19 protein-coding genes and 4 tRNA genes are annotated in these 18,445 nt (G+C 56.9%); 17 read left to right on the top strand and 6 right to left on the bottom strand.

The window, feature by feature from the left end; all coding sequences use genetic code 11:
- The first annotated feature begins 98 nt into the window (after positions 1 to 98).
- Positions 99 to 617 (top strand): cupin domain-containing protein, encoded by a 519-nt coding sequence (locus tag PSH79_RS17685; protein WP_305438716.1) that lies wholly within the window; start codon positions 99 to 101, stop codon positions 615 to 617.
- 116 nt (positions 618 to 733) lie between these two features.
- Here the strand turns inward: PSH79_RS17685 and PSH79_RS17680 are convergent, their stop codons facing one another.
- The gene (locus PSH79_RS17680; RefSeq protein ID WP_305438715.1) at positions 734 to 1,381 is read right to left on the bottom strand and encodes a YceH family protein; all 648 of its coding nucleotides are present in this window, start codon (positions 1,379 to 1,381) and stop codon (positions 734 to 736) included.
- 126 nt (positions 1,382 to 1,507) lie between these two features.
- Between PSH79_RS17680 and PSH79_RS17675 the strand changes: the two genes are divergently transcribed.
- A complete protein-coding gene (locus PSH79_RS17675; protein WP_305438713.1) occupies positions 1,508 to 2,017 on the top strand; it encodes a DUF1993 family protein in 510 nt (169 codons plus the stop codon).
- A 154-nt stretch (positions 2,018 to 2,171) separates the two neighbouring features.
- Here PSH79_RS17675 and sstT read toward each other — a convergent pair whose 3' ends face one another.
- Positions 2,172 to 3,404 (bottom strand): serine/threonine transporter SstT, encoded by a 1,233-nt coding sequence (gene sstT, locus PSH79_RS17670; RefSeq protein WP_305438711.1) that lies wholly within the window; start codon positions 3,402 to 3,404, stop codon positions 2,172 to 2,174.
- A gap of 337 nt (positions 3,405 to 3,741) precedes the next feature.
- Here sstT and PSH79_RS17665 point away from each other — a divergent pair, with 337 nt between their 5' ends.
- Positions 3,742 to 4,905, top strand: coding sequence for an MFS transporter (locus PSH79_RS17665; protein ID WP_305438710.1), 1,164 nt, complete (start codon positions 3,742 to 3,744; stop codon positions 4,903 to 4,905).
- On the opposite strand, the gene nhaR is transcribed toward PSH79_RS17665, so the two are convergent.
- The gene (gene nhaR, locus PSH79_RS17660; RefSeq protein WP_305438709.1) at positions 4,900 to 5,799 is read right to left on the bottom strand and encodes a transcriptional activator NhaR; all 900 of its coding nucleotides are present in this window, start codon (positions 5,797 to 5,799) and stop codon (positions 4,900 to 4,902) included. The genes PSH79_RS17665 and nhaR overlap by 6 nt on opposite strands.
- Positions 5,800 to 5,932: 133 nt before the next feature.
- Between nhaR and PSH79_RS17655 the strand changes: the two genes are divergently transcribed.
- Both PSH79_RS17655 and PSH79_RS17650 read left to right on the top strand, forming a co-directional pair.
- The gene (locus PSH79_RS17655; protein ID WP_305438708.1) at positions 5,933 to 6,175 is read left to right on the top strand and encodes a hypothetical protein; all 243 of its coding nucleotides are present in this window, start codon (positions 5,933 to 5,935) and stop codon (positions 6,173 to 6,175) included.
- Between the two features lie 29 nt (positions 6,176 to 6,204).
- On the top strand, positions 6,205 to 6,954 hold the full coding sequence (locus tag PSH79_RS17650; protein WP_305438707.1) for a TerC family protein: 750 nt from the start codon (positions 6,205 to 6,207) through the stop codon (positions 6,952 to 6,954).
- A 145-nt stretch (positions 6,955 to 7,099) separates the two neighbouring features.
- On the opposite strand, the gene PSH79_RS17645 is transcribed toward PSH79_RS17650, so the two are convergent.
- On the bottom strand, positions 7,100 to 7,267 hold the full coding sequence (locus PSH79_RS17645) for a hypothetical protein (RefSeq protein WP_305438706.1): 168 nt from the start codon (positions 7,265 to 7,267) through the stop codon (positions 7,100 to 7,102).
- A 231-nt stretch (positions 7,268 to 7,498) separates the two neighbouring features.
- Between PSH79_RS17645 and PSH79_RS17640 the strand changes: the two genes are divergently transcribed.
- From PSH79_RS17640 to PSH79_RS17630, 3 genes are all read left to right on the top strand, one after another.
- Positions 7,499 to 8,173, top strand: coding sequence for a peptidase C39 family protein (locus PSH79_RS17640; protein WP_305438705.1), 675 nt, complete (start codon positions 7,499 to 7,501; stop codon positions 8,171 to 8,173).
- 88 nt (positions 8,174 to 8,261) lie between these two features.
- Complete coding sequence (locus PSH79_RS17635; RefSeq protein ID WP_305438703.1) at positions 8,262 to 8,468, top strand: DUF6021 family protein; 207 nt, start codon at positions 8,262 to 8,264, stop codon at positions 8,466 to 8,468.
- Between the two features lie 12 nt (positions 8,469 to 8,480).
- The gene (locus tag PSH79_RS17630) at positions 8,481 to 8,684 is read left to right on the top strand and encodes a hypothetical protein (RefSeq protein ID WP_305438702.1); all 204 of its coding nucleotides are present in this window, start codon (positions 8,481 to 8,483) and stop codon (positions 8,682 to 8,684) included.
- Positions 8,685 to 8,736: 52 nt separating this feature from the next.
- Here the strand turns inward: PSH79_RS17630 and pbpG are convergent, their stop codons facing one another.
- Both pbpG and folD read right to left on the bottom strand, forming a co-directional pair.
- Positions 8,737 to 9,675, bottom strand: a complete 939-nt coding sequence (gene pbpG, locus PSH79_RS17625) for a D-alanyl-D-alanine endopeptidase (protein WP_305438700.1) — start codon at positions 9,673 to 9,675, stop codon at positions 8,737 to 8,739.
- Positions 9,676 to 9,905: 230 nt separating this feature from the next.
- Entirely contained in the window at positions 9,906 to 10,760 is an 855-nt protein-coding gene (gene folD, locus PSH79_RS17620; protein WP_305438699.1) for a bifunctional methylenetetrahydrofolate dehydrogenase/methenyltetrahydrofolate cyclohydrolase FolD, read from the bottom strand.
- A 275-nt stretch (positions 10,761 to 11,035) separates the two neighbouring features.
- On the opposite strand from folD, the gene PSH79_RS17615 reads away from it, so the two are divergent.
- The 9 genes from PSH79_RS17615 to PSH79_RS17575 all read left to right on the top strand — a co-directional run bounded on the left by PSH79_RS17615 (position 11,036) and on the right by PSH79_RS17575 (position 18,252).
- Positions 11,036 to 11,112 (top strand) — tRNA-Arg (locus PSH79_RS17615).
- A gap of 32 nt (positions 11,113 to 11,144) precedes the next feature.
- A tRNA-His gene (locus PSH79_RS17610) sits at positions 11,145 to 11,220 on the top strand.
- A gap of 57 nt (positions 11,221 to 11,277) precedes the next feature.
- Positions 11,278 to 11,362: transfer RNA gene (locus PSH79_RS17605), tRNA-Leu, on the top strand.
- Between the two features lie 76 nt (positions 11,363 to 11,438).
- A tRNA-His gene (locus tag PSH79_RS17600) sits at positions 11,439 to 11,514 on the top strand.
- A gap of 323 nt (positions 11,515 to 11,837) precedes the next feature.
- The gene (tig, locus tag PSH79_RS17595; protein ID WP_305438698.1) at positions 11,838 to 13,148 is read left to right on the top strand and encodes a trigger factor; all 1,311 of its coding nucleotides are present in this window, start codon (positions 11,838 to 11,840) and stop codon (positions 13,146 to 13,148) included.
- Between the two features lie 92 nt (positions 13,149 to 13,240).
- Complete coding sequence (gene clpP, locus PSH79_RS17590; RefSeq protein WP_007951559.1) at positions 13,241 to 13,876, top strand: ATP-dependent Clp endopeptidase proteolytic subunit ClpP; 636 nt, start codon at positions 13,241 to 13,243, stop codon at positions 13,874 to 13,876.
- Positions 13,877 to 13,988: 112 nt separating this feature from the next.
- Positions 13,989 to 15,272 (top strand): ATP-dependent Clp protease ATP-binding subunit ClpX, encoded by a 1,284-nt coding sequence (gene clpX / locus PSH79_RS17585; RefSeq protein WP_016775335.1) that lies wholly within the window; start codon positions 13,989 to 13,991, stop codon positions 15,270 to 15,272.
- Between the two features lie 162 nt (positions 15,273 to 15,434).
- Positions 15,435 to 17,831 carry an endopeptidase La gene (gene lon / locus PSH79_RS17580; protein WP_305438696.1) on the top strand — a complete coding sequence of 799 codons (2,397 nt, stop codon included), beginning with the start codon at positions 15,435 to 15,437 and terminating at the stop codon, positions 17,829 to 17,831.
- Positions 17,832 to 17,979: 148 nt separating this feature from the next.
- Entirely contained in the window at positions 17,980 to 18,252 is a 273-nt protein-coding gene (locus PSH79_RS17575; RefSeq protein ID WP_096822334.1) for an HU family DNA-binding protein, read from the top strand.
- Positions 18,253 to 18,445 lie beyond the last annotated feature (193 nt).

Here is an 18,445-nt window from a genome sequence, read left to right as displayed (position 1 = left end):
GAGCCTGCTCGCGATGGCCGCGCCACGGTGTCCATTGCCTATACTGCATGACCCGCTAGCACAGACTTGCCCACCCACAAAAAAAACCGAGGTTCAGCATGCATCCGCCTATCCTCAACCTGCATCAGGTCGAGCTCGAATCCTTGCCCGAAGCCTTGGCCCCTGAAGGCGAAACCGCCGGGCGTTATCAGCAGCGCATGGCCCGAATCGGTCAGCAACTCGGTGCGCAGAAACTCGGTTATCGACTGTATGCACTGCCGCCGGGCATGCGCGGCAGTCCTTTTCACAGTCATCGGGTCAATGAGGAGATGTTCTACGTAGTGGCCGGGGAAGGCGAGGTGCGTCTGGGCGCCGAGCGTTTTCCGATCCGCGCCGGTGATGTCATTGCCTGCCCTGCGGGCGGCCCGGAAATGGCGCATCAGATCATCAACACCAGCGCGGCTGAACTGCGTTATCTGGCGGTCAGCACTCAGCAGCAGCCGGACATCTGTGAATACCCGGATTCGAACAAATATGCGGTGATGGACAACTTCAAGGTTGATGCCCAGGGCAATGCTTCGGGTTTTGTCGCGGTGGCACGCCAGGCGGACGGGGTTGATTACTGGGATGGGGAATAGTGCGTAGACCCCTTGCAGGAGTGAGCCTGCTCGCGATAGCGGTGTGTCATTCAAATAAGATGTGACTGACACACCGCTATCGCGAGCAGGCTCACTCCTACAAACAGTACGGGGGGTTATTCGAGGCGCGCCAGACGCTCTTCCAGCGCCGCAATCCGCGCCTCCAGCTCTTCGATGCGCTCCACAGAAACTGCGCTACCCGCACCGCGTTCGCCCGGATTCTGCCGCGCCGCCATAATCGCCTCGATGTCCGCCGGATCACCCAGCGCATGGGTGTAGCGATCTTCGCGCTGCCCGGCCTGGCGTGGAATCAACACCGCCAACCCGCGTGCAATCAGGCGCTCAAGCTGATGCACCACCTGCTCGGCATCTTCGAACTCGTGCATGCGTCCGCTGCGGGTCAGCAATTCGTTGATGGTTTGCGGGCCGCGCAGAAACATCAAACCCGACAAAATCACCTGCGCCGGCACCAGTTCCAGCGCCTTGTCGACTTTGTGCTCCCAGCGGTCGGCGCGACTGCCCATAACAAGCTTGGCAAAACCGCGTCCTTCCAGAGCACGCAGGCTCTGGCCGACCTGGCCTTGGGTCAGGTTCATCACCGGTTCGCGGCTGGTTTTCTGATTGCAAGCCGTGACCAGTGCATTGAGGGTCAGCGGGTAGGTTTCCGGGCTGGTGGCCTGTTTCTCGATCAACGAGCCCAGGATGCGGATTTCCGTGGCATTGAGCCGTGGCTCGTCGAAGGTGGATTCTTGTTCAGTGGTCATCGCGCGTTCCCTCAGCAGTCGAAGGCGCCTAGCCTAATCCTTGCCAAACAAAAGGCAAGCCGTGTAGTCACCAAGCATGGCTATAATCGCCCCCACGTTCTACCCAGCCACTACCACGAGACTGCCATGACTATTTCCCTGTACGCCGCATCTGTCCCGGTTTTTCAACAAATGCTCAACGCTCTGAGCGATGTCCTGAAAAAGGCTGAAGCCCACGCCAGCGAGAAAAACATCGACCCGAACGCCTTCCTGCAAGCGCGCCTGTACCCGGACATGTTCCCGCTGGTGCGCCAGGTGCAGATCGCCGTGGATTTCGCCAAAGGCGTTTCCTCGCGTCTGGCGGAAGTCGAAGTGCCGAAATACGACGACACTGAAACCACCTTCGCCGAGCTGCAAGCCTTGATCGCCAAGGTTCTGGCCTACATCGGCGAGATCAAGCCTGAGCAGATCAACGGCAAGGAAGGCATCGAAATCGTCACCCGTCCGGGCACGCCGAAAGAGAAGCGCTTCAGCGGTCAGGCTTACCTGCTGACTTACGGTTTGCCGCAGTTCTTCTTCCACGTCACCACGACTTATGCGCTGTTGCGTCATAACGGTGTTGAAGTGGGCAAGCGCGATTACATGGGCGCGTTCTAAAACACCCGGCATCAAAAAAGCCCGCCAAGGTTTGCGCCTTGGCGGGCTTTTTGTTGCTTTTGTGCAGGAGCGAGCCTGCTCGCGATCGCGGTGTGTCAGCCAGCGGGTACTTGTCTGACATTCCGCAATCGCGAGCAGGCTCACTCCTACAGGGTTACGCGGTGCGTTGGGCTTTCTCTTCTTCGCCCAGGCACGCCGCTGCGGTAAACAGCACATCAGTAGACGAGTTCAGCGCAGTTTCGGCCGAATCCTGCAACACACCAATAATGAAACCGACCGCCACCACCTGCATGGCGATCTCGCTTGGAATACCAAACAGGCTGCACGCCAGCGGAATCAGCAGCAGCGAACCACCGGCCACACCCGACGCACCGCACGCGCAGATTGCCGCAACGACGCTGAGCAGGATCGCAGTCGGAATATCCACGGCAATGCCCAGGGTGTGTACGGCCGCCAGGGTCAGTACGGTGATGGTGATCGCCGCGCCGGCCATGTTGATGGTCGCGCCCAGCGGGATCGACACCGAATAGGTGTCTTCATGCAGGCCCAGACGCTTGCTCAATTCCAGGTTGACCGGAATGTTCGCCGCCGAACTGCGGGTGAAGAACGCGGTGATACCGCTTTCACGCAGGCACTTCAGGGTCAGCGGGTAGGGGTTGCGACGCAGCTTCCAGAACACGATCAGCGGGTTCATCACCAGTGCTACGAAGAGCATGCAGCCCAAAAGCACAGCGAGCAGGTGCGCGTAACCGATCAGCGCGCCGAAACCGGAGGAGGCAAGGGTCGACGCCACCAAACCGAAAATACCCAGCGGCGCGAAGCGGATCACGACGCGCACGATCACGGTGACACCGTTGGACAGATCGCCCAGCACTTCGCGCGTCGTGTCGCCGGCATGACGAATCGCAACGCCCATGCCGATCGCCCACGCCAGAATGCCGATGAAGTTGGCGTTCATCAGCGCACTCACCGGGTTGTCGACCACGCTCAGCAGCAGGCTTTGCAACACTTCAGTGATGCCGCCCGGTGCGGTCACTGCAATGTTGTCGGTGGACAGCACCAGGTGCGACGGAAACGCCATGCTGGCCACCACCGCGACCACCGCCGCTGCGAACGTGCCCAGCAGATAGAGAAACAGAATCGGCCGAATGTGGGTTTCCTGGCCGTGCTTGTGGTTGGCAATCGAGGCCATTACCAGCACGAACACCAGAATCGGTGCCACGGCTTTCAGCGCCGAAACGAACACCTTGCCGATAAATGCGCATGCTTTCGCCGCGTCCGGGGCGAACATCGCCAGGGCGATACCGGCAATCAGGCCGATCAGGATCTGCGTGACCAGGCTCAGGTTCTTGAGGCGGTGCAATAGCGAAGGGGAAGAAGCGGTCATAACGGCATCTCTGATTTTTTATTGGGTGCAAGACTGCGTGAGTGCGATGGCAAAATCGGGGGCAGGCCACCGTCACGAGCCGAAAGGGCTGACGCTGTATCAACGCCAATAAACTTGGGGTTGAACAGGCTGTACGTTTTTCAGGGCGCGGACTTTATCACAGCGTAGGCTTTATCCTTCAGGCCTGTGACGATCTGCCACCCGATTGATCGGCAAGTCGGCAGCTTTGTGCAAGTCAGGCTGGAAACACTCTGTTAAGATTCTCCATCCTCATTTTCAAGTTCTGCCAGCGGGCCTTCCGGTCATCGCTGGTGTCGTCGTTTTGCTGGAGTTCCCCATGCTGTTGCCCATCCTTCTGTTGTCTGCCGCCGGATTCACGGTACTGACCACGGAATTCGTCATCGTCGGCCTGCTGCCGGCGATTGCCCGCGACCTTGCGGTCACCATCCCCCAGGCCGGTCTGCTGGTGACCCTGTTCGCCTTTACCGTGGCGATGTTCGGCCCTTTCCTGACCGCGTATTTCGCCCGCTTCGAGCGGCGCAAGCTGTTCATCAGCATTCTGATCATGTTCGGCCTGGCCAATACCGTTGCCGCACTGGCGCCGAACATCTGGGTGATGGCGATTGCCCGATTGATCCCGGCGCTGGGGCTGCCAGTATTCTGGGCATTGGCCAGCGAGACGGCCGTGGACATCGTCGGCCCGGACTTCGCCGGCCGTGCCATCGCCAAAATCGGCTTCGGCATCGTCTGCGCCACGGTGTTCGGCATTCCTGTCGGCACGCTGATTTCCGATGCATTGGGCTGGCGCAGCGCGTTCGGCATCCTCGCGGTGATCGCGTTTGCCAAAGCCTTGTTGCTGTTTGTTTACCTGCCGAAGACCAATCTGCACCAGCATCAGGTCAGCTTCCGCTCGCAGTTCAAGATCCTGCGCAGCCCGTTGATGATCGGTCACATCGTGCTGTCGATCCTGGTGTTCAGCGGCATGTTTACCGTTTACACCTATCTGGCGGACATCCTTGAGCGCTTGGCCGGTTTCAACGGCACGGTGGTTGGCTGGTGCCTGATGGGCTTTGGCGCGGTCGGTCTGATCGGCAACTCTTTGGGTGGTCGTGCGGTGGACCGGCATCCGCTGGGGGCGTCGGTGTTGTTCTGTGCGTTCATGATTGCCGGCATGGTGTCTCTGGTGCCGAACATTCATTCGCCGCTAGGGCTGGCGGTAGCGATGGGCATCTGGGGCGTGACCCAGGCGGCGTTGTTCCTGGTCAGCCATGTGCGCCTGATGAAAGCCGCACCAGAAGCGCCGGCCTTCGCCGCCTCGTTGAATATTGCCGGGGCCAATCTGGGGATTGGCCTGGGCGCCATGGTCGGTGGTCGGGTGATCGACAGCGCGGGTCTGGGCTTTCTCGGATTCGCCGCTGCTGGGTTCATTCTGCTGTCGGTATTCCTCGCCATGGTGTTGATGACGCTCAAGCCGCGCGAAATCTGCGCAGACGCCTCATAAAGTCGTAAACAACTCGCGTCGGGCACCTTCGGTAATCGCAACGATGCCGGGGTGCTTGACCTTGCGCTCCACCGAAATGGCGTAGAACGACTCGGTCACCGCGTCGGTCTGGCCAATCAACTGAACGCCGTACTGGCGCGTCACCTCTTCGGCGATCACGCTCGGACCGATAAAAATCCCGCTGCCGGATTGGCCGAATGCCTGCATCAAGGCGCTGTCATCGAACTCGCCGACGATCTGCGGCTGGATCTGCTGCTCGGCGAACCAGCGCTGCAAACGACTGCGCACCACGGTTTCCGCCCCGGGAATCAACAGCGGTGCACCGTGCAGGCTGCGCGGAAAATCCTGCCCGTAGCGTGCGGCCAGTTCGGCAGTGGCGAAAAAACTGATCCCGCATTCGCCAAGTTTCTGGCTGTAGCCCTTGATGTCCAGGTGCGATGGCATCGGGCTGTCGGAGATCACCAGATCCAGACGCTGAATGGCCAAATCCGCCAGCAGTCGTTCAAGTTTGTCTTCTCGGCAGGTGATTCGCATCGGCTCGTTCAGCTCCATGGTCGGCGCGATCAGGCGATAAACGATGGATTTCGGCACCACATCGGCGACGCCGACGCGGAACAGGATCTGCTGTTCATTGGGCTGGGCGCGCAGCATCAGTTCCAGTTCACCGCCCAGTTGAAACATTTGTTCGGCATAGGGCAGGGCCTGACGCCCGGCTTCGGTGAGTTCCAGCTGCCGGCCAACCCGTTTGAACAACTCGATGCCGTAGGTCTGCTCGAGCAGGGAAATCTGCCCGCTGATGGTCTGCGGGGTCAGGTTCAGTTGCTCGCAGGCGCGCACAATGCTGCCGGTCTTGGCTACAACCCAGAAGTAGTGCAGTTGTCGGTAATTGAGCATGGCGTTCTTCGGTTCGTAAAAACCGAAGTATAGACGCTAAAAATACGAATTTTCCTGAAGTGTTTGCCTCCCTAGAATGCCCAGCCATCGACGGCCGGTCTGTGACCCTGTCTGTTCATTCGAAGGAAGCCCCATGAAATTCAAAATCACTGCACTGTTATTTACGTCTTTACTGGTTCTGGCCGGTTGCGATCAGGCCGAGAAAAGCGCCCAGCAGTTGATGGGCAAGGCGGCTGAAAGCGCCAAGCAAGCCATCGACGATACCCACAAAGCCGCCGAACAGGCGCTCAGTGATGCCACTGGCGGGTTGATCGAGAAAAAAGAATCAACGGAAAAAGATGCGGAACAATCCGAATCGTCCTCCAAAACCATCTAAACCGTATTACACAGAGTCAGGACTGAACCATGGAATATCTGTTGGAACTCGCCGCCAGCCCCACCGCCTGGGTTGCTTTGGCCACATTGGTAGTGATGGAAATCGTGCTCGGTATCGATAACCTGATCTTTATCTCGATCCTGACCAACAAACTGCCCGAGCAACACCGGCAGAAAGCGCGCCGCATCGGTATCGGCATGGCATTGATTCTGCGTCTGGCACTGTTGAGTACCATCGCCTTCATCGTGCAGTTGACCGAACCTGTGATCGAAATCCTCGGCCATGCCTTCTCCTGGAAGGACATGATCCTGATCGCCGGTGGTCTGTTCCTGGTGTGGAAGGCAACGACGGAAATCCATCACAGCATGGATCCGGCGCCGGAAGATCCAAAGTCGGCCACGTCGACGGTGACCCTGGGCTTTGCTGCGGCTATTGGTCAGATCCTGATGCTCGACATGGTGTTCTCGATCGACAGCATCATTACCGCAGTCGGCATGACCGAACACTTGCCGATCATGATCATCGCGGTAGTGGTCTCGGTGCTGGTGATGTTGCTGGCGGCTGATCCGCTTGCCAAGTTCATCAACGATAACCCGACGGTGGTGATGCTGGCCCTGGGCTTCCTTATCATGATCGGCATGACGCTGATCGCTGAAGGCTTCGGCGCCCACGTACCGAAAGGCTATGTGTATGCGGCGATGGCGTTCTCGGCGGGGATTGAGGTGCTGAACATGTTGTCGCGTCGGGCTCGGCAGAAGAAACTGGTTGAGCACGCGTAAGCGCTGACAAGCCAAAAAACCGCCTGAACTTCCGAGCTCAGGCGGTTTTTTTTTGATTTGAAATTTTTGCCATGTTTTAGAACCGGCTCCTCACCCCAGCCCTCTCCCTTGGGAGAGGGCTGGGGTGAGGAGCTCTTGCTTTAGATCAATGCGCAGTCGCGTGGCGCACGCGGTGCTTTTCAACCGTTTCGACTGGCGTAGATTGAACGGGATGATGATGGCGCCGCGCAATCCGCAAGACGCCCCACAGCATGGCGGCGGCAACGGCCAGCCAGCCGGCAATCAACATTACAATGGTCATTGTCAGGCTCATCAGTGCCTCCTCTTTGCCCTGCTTCGGGCACTCACTTTTTCAATTCGCTCTGTTTCAGTGACAGTCTAGTCAACCAGGTGTTTCAGGCTATTGACCAAAGGTCGGTGAAGACCAATCAGTTCGCTCTATGCAATCGACGTGTCTGCGGTTTAAGGCTATACCGCAGCTTTGCGCCGTCCTATGATCGTTGGCCTTGCCGGAACACGATGACCGGCGTTTGAACAGAGAGTGATGAAGGTGCAGGTATTTTCTCGAATTCGTGCAGCGCTGTTGTCGGTTGGCTGCGCGGCCCTTTTGGTCGGGTGTGCAGGCAATGTTGCGCCCGAGGTCAAGCGTTTGCCGGAGCGGGTCGAGCTGAGCGGCACGTTCTATCGCGGCGAAGCCAATCAGTCCGGGCCGCAAGTGTTGGCCAGCCTGTTGTCGCAGCAGGGCATCGTGATTACCCCGGGTTTGCTGGAAAAACCGCTGCACCTGCCTGGCGACGAAGACAAGTTGCAGCAAAATATCCAGAACCTGGCTCGGGAATACGGCATGGTCGTGTATCCGCTGGACAAGAACCTGCCTGCATTGCTAACCCAGGTCGCGGCGGGTTATCCAGTGATGGTGCGCTTCAGCGAAGGCTCGGCGTTCTGGGCTGAACCGCGCTACGCGATTCTTTCCGGCTACGATCGTAATAAACAGAACGTGCTGTTGCGTGCGGGCATGAACCGTCGCGAATTGATGAGTTTCAGTGCTTTTGAATCGGCATTCGAAAAGTCCGGCGGCTGGGCCATATTGATCCAGAAGCCTTCGCAGATTCCGGCATCGGTTGATCGTCAGCGCTGGCTCAAGGCTGCCGATGAGCTATCACGCGCGGGTCAGGAGCGGGAGGCGGCGCAGGCGCGCAAGGCACTGGCTGCGCACTGAGTTCCGTTCGTCATCTGCCGGGCACGACTGCACCCGGCAGGCCTCTCACGGTTATAGCCCGTAGTTCGCGGGCAAATCAGGAGGCGACATGACAGATTCTCCATCCCCTCAAGGCCCGCATTCTTCCGAGCATTCCTCAGGTGATGATCTGGGGTTTGACCCGGATTCGCCGGATGTCGCCGATCCGCAAGTCGATCCGATCGGTCCCGCCAAGGCGCCGAAGGATGTGAAGCCAGGCGAGGACGACCAAAAACCGGCCAAACCCTATGATCCGTTAGCCGATCTTAAACCTTGATGCGAGGTGCATATGAGTACCGATTCAAGCTTCGATGACCAAAAGCCGGACAGTGTGCCGACTACGCCTGAAGAGGGCGTGGATCCGGTGCTGGATCCGGACAGTCCATTGCGCGATCCAATGGCCCGGCCGTTGGTGGCGCCAGGGCTTGCGCCAGATCCGAGTAAGGGCGATGGCATTCCCGACGATGATCAAATGCCATTGCCTAATGATTGATTCGCAGAAAACAAAAAGCCCCGATCACTCGGGGCTTTTTTTGTGCTGCTGTTTACTTGGAGGCTTCAACTACGCCGCTCTGGCGCGCCTTCAGGTTTTTCTCGGCCTTGTACTGTTGAGCCACCGCTGGAACGCTGGCGCTCTTGCCGGTCTCGACCCAACTGCGGATACGGCTGGCATCGGCAAAGTGCGTGTATTTACCGAATGCATCAAGAATCACCAGGGCAACCTGACGGTTGCCCATGCTCGTTACCAGCACCAGGCAATGCCCGGCCTGATTGGTGAAGCCGGTCTTGGTGATCTTGATGTCCCAATTGTCCTTGTTCACCAGATGGTCGGTGTTACGGAAACCCAAGGTGTAGTTGGGTTTGCGAAACGCCACGGTTTTTTCCTTGGTAGTGCTCAGTTGGGTGAGCAGCGGTTGTTTGTGCGCGGCTACCAGCAACTTGCTCAAGTCGCGGGCAGTGGACACGTTGCGCGGTGACAGACCGGTGGGCTCGACAAAATGAGTGCTGGTCATGCCCAGCGCTTTCGCCTTGGCATTCATTGCCGCGATAAACGCTGCGTAGCCACCCGGATAGTGATGCGCGAGGCTGGCGGCCGCGCGGTTTTCCGAGGACATCAGTGCAATCAGCAGCATCTCGCGACGCGGCAGTTCACTCTTCAGTTTGACTCGGGAGAACACGCCCTTCATTTCCGGCGTTTGACTGATATCGACATCGATCCATTCGTCCATGTTCTGTCGCGCTTCAACCACAACCAGGCCAGTCATCAGTTTACTGACGGAAGCGATCGGCACGATCACGTCAGGGTTGCTGGAGTAGATGACTTTATTGGTCTGCATATCCATTAGCAGGGCGCTGCCGGAGGCGATCTTCAGTTGCGAAGCGTCACGAGGGGCAGCGGTGGTTTCCGCAGCGTTGATCGTTGGCGTGATGAATGTGCCTGTAAATGCAAAAAACAGGCTCAGTATCGAAAGACGAATTTTCACGCGGGCGAACTCATAAAGGTTGGATATTCCGTTAGTTTGTAACGGGTTATTTCTTCAAAGCGTCGCATTCTAGGAGTATGGCTGAAGATCTGTCGATGGTTGTTTGAACGAGCTGAAAATCTTGTGAAAACGCCTGTAAAAAGAGGGGTTTCCGGCGAACGGTTAGTGTTTTTTCTCAGGCAAGAAAAACCCCGCGCAAGGCGGGGTTCTTTTACTGCCGTAAATACCGATCAGGCGTGCAGGGTTTCTGCTGCGTAAAGGGTGTTTTCCAGCAGGCAGGCACGGGTCATCGGGCCGACGCCGCCCGGTACCGGAGTGATCCAGCCGGCGCGGGGCAGGGCGGTTTCGTACACGACGTCACCCACCAGTTTGCCGTCTTCCTGACGGTTGATGCCGACGTCGATCACGATCGCGCCTTCCTTGATCCACTCGCCCTTGACCAGTCCCGGCTTGCCGGCGGCCACGACCACCAGGTCGGCGCGACCGACATGGCCAGCCAGATCCTTGGTGAAGCGGTGGGTCACGGTCACGGTGCAGCCGGCCAGCAACAGCTCCATCGCCATTGGGCGACCGACGATGTTGGAAGCGCCGACGACCACTGCATCCATGCCATAAAGATCAGCGCCCGTGCTTTCCAGCAAGGTCATGATGCCTTTTGGGGTGCAAGGGCGCAGCAGTGGAATCCGCTGGGCCAGACGGCCGACGTTATAAGGATGGAAACCGTCAACGTCTTTGTCCGGGCGGATGCGTTCCAGCAGCTTGGAGGCGTCCAGGTGCTCGGGCAATGGCAGTTGAAGCAGGATGCCGTCGATTGCCGGATCGTCATTGAGACGATCGATCAGATCGGTCAGCGCCTGCTGAGTGGTTTCAGAGGGCAGGTCGTAGGCTTGAGAGAGGAAGCCGACCTCTTCACAGTCTTTACGCTTGTGCGAGACATAAACCTGAGAGGCAGGATCGCTGCCGACCAGGATCACCGCGAGGCCGGGAGTGCGCAGGCCTTGCTGGCGACGCTCGGCAACTCGTTGGGCGATCTGCTGGCGCAGGCTGGCGGCGATCGATTTGCCGTCGATTAGTTGTGCAGTCATTGCGCGTGATTAACCATCGAGAGGGGAAAAAATGAGAACGCATTCTCGCATGTCGTGCGGTGAGGGCAAAGGCGCTTGGTCAGCAAATTCCCCTAACTCCTTTAATTAAATGAATTTTTTTCAAAAAGGATTTGACGACCTTAGGAGCGCTCTATACTATTCGTCGCACTTGTCGGGCACAGCCTAGCACTGGTTAAGAAGGTGAAGCGGAATCAAGGTTCTGCAACACTGGAAAGCACTTAGTTTGTAGTCCTTTAAGAGTACAGATTAATAAGGCGCCCGTAGCTCAGCTGGATAGAGCATCCGCCTTCTAAGCGGATGGTCGCAGGTTCGAGTCCTGCCGGGTGCGCCATTAGGCAGCTTTGGCACAAGTAGCGCGATATGGTGGGCGTAGCTCAGTTGGTAGAGCACGGGATTGTGACTCCCGTTGTCGTGGGTTCGATCCCCATCGTCCACCCCATATTTCGAAAGGCGCCAGATTTAACAGTCTGGCGCCTTTGCTTTGAAAGCTTCATCCGCGGATGTGGTGGAATTGGTAGACACACTGGATTTAGGTTCCAGCGCCGCGAGGCGTAAGAGTTCGAGTCTCTTCATCCGCACCAATTAAAGCTTCATTCATGTCTTCGGGCTGGTGAGGTTCAACAAAGAAGTTATTTGGCTTTTTTGTTACGCAATATGGTGGGCGTAGCTCAGTTGGTAGAGCACGGGATTGTGACTCCCGTTGTCGTGGGTTCGATCCCCATCGTCCACCCCATATTTCGAAAGGCGCCAGATTTAACAGTCTGGCGCCTTTTTTGTTTTACGGATTCGAATTTTCGGCGAGCGCCGGTTCGGGTCGCAGGAAGGGTGATGCAGCGGCGCTTCTATATATAGAAGAGGTCGACGCAGAGCCTTGGCGAGATTAGCTGTATTTGCGAACAGGGCGGGTCATAACCGTTTGTCCCCGCCTTCAAATTGCCTGCTGTTTTTTTACCCGTTTTCAGTAGGGTGACTTCTTGAGTTTGACCCACTAGAATGCATGCCCTTGATTCTGGGGTCGGAAACGGCCGGCTAACGTCTGTGCAACGAGGAATATCCATGCAAGTTTCTGTTGAAAATACTACTGCTCTCGAGCGCCGCATGAGCGTCACCGTGCCGGCAGAGCGCATCGAGACTCAGGTCAACAAGCGTCTGCAGCAGACTGCCCAAAAGGCCAAGATTGCTGGCTTCCGTCCAGGCAAAGTGCCAATGAGCGAAATCAAGCGCCGTTTCGGTGCTGACGCTCGTCAGGAAGCTGTTGGTGATGTCATCCAGTCCTCCTTCTACGAAGCTGTGGTTGAGCAGAAGCTGAACCCGGCGGGTTCGCCTTCGATCGAGCCTAAGTCGCTCGAAGCTGGCAAGGATCTGGAATACGTTGCCGTATTCGAAGTGTTCCCTGAGTTCACCGTTGCCGGCTTCGAAGGCATCACCGTTGAGCGCCTGAGCGCTGACGTGGCTGACGCTGACCTGGACAAAATGCTGGACATCCTGCGCAAGCAGAACACCCGTTTCGAAGTGGCCGATCGTGCTGCCCAGAACGAAGACCAGCTGAACATCGATTTCGTTGGCAAGGTTGACGGCGAAGTGTTCGCTGGCGGTTCCGCCAAGGGTACTCAGCTGGTTCTGGGTTCCGGCCGCATGATCCCTGGCTTCGAAGAAGGCCTGGTTGGCGCTAAAGCTGGCGAAGAGCGCGTTCTGAACCTGACTTTCCCTGAGGACTATCAGAACCTGGACCTGGCTGGCAAAACCGCCGAGTTCACCGTGACTGTAAACACCGTTTCCGAGCCAAAGCTGCCAGAGCTGAACGAAGAGTTCTTCGCTCAATTCGGCATCAAGGAAAGCGGCATCGACGGTTTCCGCACCGAAGTTCGCAAGAACATGGAGCGTGAACTGCGTCAGGCGATCAAATCCAAGGTCAAGAATCAGGTAATGGACGGTCTGCTGGCCACCAACCCGATCGAAGTGCCTAAGGCTCTGCTGTCCAACGAAGTTGACCGTCTGCGCGTGCAGGCTGTTCAGCAGTTCGGTGGCAACATCAAGCCTGACCAACTGCCGGCCGAGCTGTTCGAAGAGCAAGCCAAGCGCCGCGTAGTGCTGGGTCTGATCGTGGCTGAAGTGGTCAAGCAGTTCGACCTCAAGCCTGACGAAGCCCGCGTTCGTGAAATGATTCAGGAAATGGCTTCGGCTTACCAAGAGCCTGAGCAGGTTGTGTCCTGGTACTACAAGAACGACCAGCAACTGAACGAAGTTCGTTCGGTTGTGCTGGAAGAACAAGTTGTGGATACTGTTCTGCAGAAAGCTAGCGTGACCGACAAATCGGTCTCTTACGAAGAAGCGGTCAAGCCGGTAGAAGCTCCACAAGCCGACTGATTGTTTTTGCGTTAAGAAGTGCTCACATAAGCCAGCTCTCGAGCTGGCTTATGCGTATTCAAGACATAACTATTTGGGAGTGACTGCAGAGCATGTTCCGTAATTCGTATATTCAGCAGAACTCTGATATCCAGGCCGCAGGCGGCCTGGTTCCGATGGTTGTCGAGCAATCTGCTCGTGGCGAACGCGCCTATGACATCTACTCGCGCCTGCTCAAGGAGCGAGTGATCTTTCTGGTTGGTCCGGTAGAGGACTACATGGCTAACCTGATCTGCGCGCAACTGCTGTTCCTTGAAGCGGAAAACCCGGACAAGGACATCCATCTCTATATCAACTCCCCGGGCGGTTCGGTGACAGCGGGCATGTCGATCTACGACACCATGCAGTTCATCAAACCCAACGTATCGACCACTTGCATCGGCCAGGCCTGCAGCATGGGCGCATTTCTGTTGACAGCAGGTGCTCCAGGCAAGCGTTTCTGCCTGCCGAACTCGCGTGTGATGATTCACCAGCCACTGGGCGGTTTCCAGGGGCAGGCGTCGGACATCGAAATCCATGCCAAGGAAATCCTCTTCATTCGCGAGCGCCTGAACACGCTGATGGCCAAGCACAGCGGTCGCACTCTGGAAGAAATCGAGCGCGATACCAACCGCGATAACTTCATGAGTGCAGAAGCTGCGAAGGAATATGGCTTGATCGACGAAGTGATCAACCAGCGCCCAGCTTAAAATAAGCAGCTCAAAATAGGCTTGGTCGGCGCGTCTGATCAGCGGCGGGCTTGAAAAAGCCCGCAATAGCCTTCATCTTGTGTTGCAAGCCTATCGGATTTGGATCGAACGAATGACTGACACCCGCAACGGCGAGGACAACGGCAAGCTGCTCTATTGCTCCTTCTGTGGCAAAAGCCAGCATGAAGTGCGCAAATTGATTGCCGGCCCCTCGGTCTTTATCTGCGACGAGTGCGTCGACCTGTGCAATGACATCATCCGCGAGGAGGTGCAGGAAGCCCAGGCCGAAAGCAGCGCGCATAAATTGCCTTCGCCTAAAGAAATCAGCGGCATCCTTGACCAGTATGTAATTGGTCAGGAGCGTGCGAAAAAGGTTTTGGCCGTAGCGGTTTACAACCACTACAAGCGTCTGAACCAGCGTGATAAAAAGGCTGACGACGTCGAACTCGGCAAGAGCAACATCCTGCTGATCGGCCCGACAGGCTCCGGTAAAACCCTGCTGGCCGAAACACTGGCCCGCTTGCTGAACGTTCCGTTCACCATCGCCGACGCAACCACCCTCACCGAGGCCGGTTACGTGGGTGAAGATGTCGAGAACATCATTCAGAAACTGCTGCAGAAGTGCGATTACGACGTAGAGAAAGCCCAGATGGGTATTGTCTATATCGACGAAATCGACAAGATTTCCCGCAAGTCCGACAACCCGTCGATCACCCGCGATGTATCCGGTGAAGGTGTGCAGCAGGCCTTGCTCAAGTTGATCGAAGGCACGGTCGCTTCCGTACCGCCGCAAGGTGGCCGTAAGCATCCGCAGCAGGAATTTCTGCAGGTCGACACCCGTAACATCCTGTTCATCTGTGGTGGTGCGTTCTCGGGTCTCGAGAAGGTCATCCAGAACCGTTCCACCAAGGGTGGCATCGGCTTCAACGCAGAAGTACGTAGCAAGGAAGAGGGCAAGAAAGTCGGTGAATCCCTGCGTGAAGTCGAGCCTGACGATCTGGTCAAGTTCGGTCTCATCCCGGAGTTCGTCGGTCGTCTGCCGGTCCTCGCGACGCTGGACGAGCTGGATGAGGCTGCGCTGATGCAGATTCTCACCGAGCCGAAAAACGCTCTGACCAAACAGTATGCGAAGCTGTTCGAGATGGAAGGCGTGGATCTGGAATTCCGTTCCGACGCGCTGAAATCGGTCGCCAAGCGAGCCCTGGAACGCAAAACCGGTGCCCGTGGTCTGCGCTCGATTCTCGAAGGTGTACTGCTCGACACGATGTATGAAATCCCCTCGCAGTCCGAGGTGAGCAAAGTCGTGATCGATGAAAGCGTGATAGAAGGCAAGTCCAAGCCACTGTATATCTACGAGAACAGTGAGCCGACAGCCAAGGCAGCACCGGACGCTTAAGCGTCCACTCTGCCGGAATAAAGAAGGGGCCTTCGGGCCTCTTTTTTTTATGTCGTTTTTTACATCTGCTTTGCGCTTGTTTTTTTTCAAGGCAGCCCCCATCTTGGTTTCAAGCTTAATTCCATCTGATTACGGCCATATGGCCGCCGTAGAGGCGAAATCATGAAGACAACCATCGAATTGCCTCTCCTGCCATTGCGTGATGTCGTGGTTTATCCGCACATGGTTATCCCGCTGTTCGTGGGGCGCGAGAAATCCATCGAAGCCCTCGAGGCAGCGATGACGGGCGACAAGCAGATCCTGCTGTTGGCCCAGAGAAACCCGGCTGATGATGATCCCGGTGAAGACGCTCTCTATCGCGTAGGTACCATCGCCACTGTTCTGCAACTGCTCAAGCTGCCTGATGGCACCGTCAAGGTGCTGGTCGAGGGTGAGCAGCGCGGTACCGTTGAGCGCTTCAGCGTCGTCGACGGCCACTGCCGTGCCGAAGTGTCACTGATCGAAGAAGTCGACGCTGCCGAGCGCGAATCCGAAGTGTTCGTGCGCACGCTGCTGTCGCAATTCGAACAATATGTGCAGTTGGGCAAGAAAGTCCCGGCTGAAGTCCTGTCGTCGCTCAACAGCATCGATGAGCCGGGTCGCCTGGTCGATACCATGGCCGCACACATGGCGCTGAAGATCGAGCAGAAGCAGGAAATCCTCGAAATCATCGATTTGTCGGCCCGGGTCGAGCACGTTTTGGCGTTGCTCGACGCCGAAATCGATCTGCTGCAAGTCGAAAAGCGCATTCGTGGTCGCGTCAAAAAGCAGATGGAGCGCAGTCAGCGCGAGTACTACCTGAACGAGCAGATGAAGGCCATTCAGAAAGAGCTCGGCGACAGCGACGAAGGCCACAATGAAATCGAAGATCTGAAAAAGCGTATCGACGCTGCCGGTCTGCCGAAAGATGCACTGGCCAAGGCCACTGCCGAGTTGAACAAGCTCAAGCAAATGTCGCCGATGTCTGCCGAGGCCACCGTGGTGCGCTCCTACATCGACTGGCTGGTGCAGGTGCCGTGGAAGGCCCAGAGCAAGGTGCGTCTGGATCTGGCGCGCGCAGAAGACATTCTCGATGCCGATCACTACGGTCTCGAAGAGGTCAAGGAGCGCATCCTTGAATACCTCGCCGTGCAAAAACGCGTGAAAAAAATCCGTGGCCCGGTGTTGTGTCTGGTCGGTCCTCCAGGTGTGGGTAAAACCTCGCTGGCGGAGTCTATTGCCCACGCCACCAACCGCAAATTCGTGCGTATGGCCCTTGGTGGTGTGCGTGATGAAGCGGAAATTCGCGGTCACCGCCGGACCTACATCGGTTCGATGCCGGGAAGATTGATTCAAAAGATGACAAAAGTGGGTGTGCGCAACCCGCTGTTCCTGCTCGATGAAATCGACAAAATGGGCAGCGATATGCGTGGCGATCCGGCGTCGGCATTGCTGGAAGTGCTCGATCCCGAGCAAAACCACAATTTCAACGATCACTATCTGGAAGTCGATTACGACCTGTCGGATGTGATGTTCCTGTGCACTTCGAACTCGATGAATATCCCGCCGGCGCTGCTCGACCGGATGGAAGTGATCCGTCTGCCGGGCTACACCGAAGACGAGAAGATCAACATCGCGGTCAAATACCTGTCGCCAAAACAGATCGCAGCCAATGGTCTGAAGAAAGGCGAGCTGGAGTTCGACGCGGAAGCGATTCGCGACATCATTCGTTACTACACCCGTGAAGCCGGTGTGCGTGGCCTTGAGCGTCAGATTGCCAAGGTCTGCCGCAAGGCGGTGAAAGAGCACGCGCTGGAAAAGCGTTTCTCGGTGAAAGTGACAGCTGACTTGCTGGAGCACTTCCTTGGTGTGCGGAAGTTTCGCTACGGCCTGGCTGAGCAGCAGGATCAGATCGGTCAGGTCACCGGCCTTGCCTGGACTCAGGTTGGCGGCGAATTGCTGACCATTGAAGCGGCAGTCGTTCCGGGTAAAGGTCAGTTGATCAAGACGGGTTCGCTGGGCGACGTCATGGTCGAATCGATTACTGCTGCTCTGACCGTGGTGCGCAGCCGCGCGAAGAGTTTGGGAATTCCTCTGGACTTCCACGAGAAGCGCGACACGCACATCCACATGCCGGAAGGGGCTACCCCGAAAGACGGTCCTAGCGCCGGTGTAGGCATGTGCACGGCGTTGGTGTCGGCTTTGACCGGGATCCCGGTGCGCGCCGATGTCGCCATGACTGGCGAAATCACCCTGCGTGGTCAGGTGCTGGCCATTGGCGGTCTGAAGGAAAAACTGTTGGCGGCACACCGCGGCGGAATCAAGATTGTGATTATTCCGGAAGAGAACGTGCGCGATCTGAAGGAGATTCCTGACAATATCAAGCAGGATCTGCAGATTAAACCGGTTAAATGGATTGACGAGGTCCTGCAAATTGCGCTGCAATACGCGCCGGAGCCCTTGCCGGATGTGGCTCCGGAGATAGTTGCCAAGGACGAAAAACGTGAGTCTGACTCTAAGGAAAGAATTAGCACGCATTAATACGTTTTTGACTGGGTGGCTTCCTTGACAGCTTTTTAGAGCCCTTGTTATAAAGCGGCTCTTAAGTGTCTGTAGGCCATTCAGCACTCGTTTTTGCTTTCACCAAAAAACTTAGAATCATCTCAAAATAGATATAAGGGGACTTAGAGTGAACAAGTCGGAACTGATTGATGCTATCGCTGCATCCGCTGATATCCCGAAAGCTGCTGCTGGCCGTGCGCTGGACGCTGTAATCGAATCCGTCACTGGCGCTCTCAAGGCTGGCGACTCTGTTGTTCTGGTTGGTTTCGGTACTTTCTCCGTGACTGATCGTCCAGCTCGCGTTGGTCGTAACCCACAGACCGGCAAGACGCTGGAGATCGCTGCTGCTAAGAAACCAGGTTTCAAAGCCGGTAAAGCACTGAAAGAAGCTGTTAACTAAGTTTTCAAGTTTTTACCCATCCGGGTCGGGGTAATGCCTGACTTGGCAGCGGAGCGGTAGAGCAGGTGGCTTGAATAGACATCTGTAACGCCGGGATCGAGGGTTCGAGCCCTGTCCGCTCCGCCAGTTACGAGAAGGCGCATCCTCGGATGCGCCTTTCTTCTATCCGGATTCTACCCACGCTCCACGGTTG

This window comes from Pseudomonas sp. FP2196 (assembly GCF_030687715.1).
Classification (GTDB): Bacteria; Pseudomonadota; Gammaproteobacteria; order Pseudomonadales; family Pseudomonadaceae; genus Aquipseudomonas.
The sequence above is the reverse complement of the archived record's forward strand: the minus strand, read 5'-3'. Positions and strand labels throughout refer to the sequence as shown.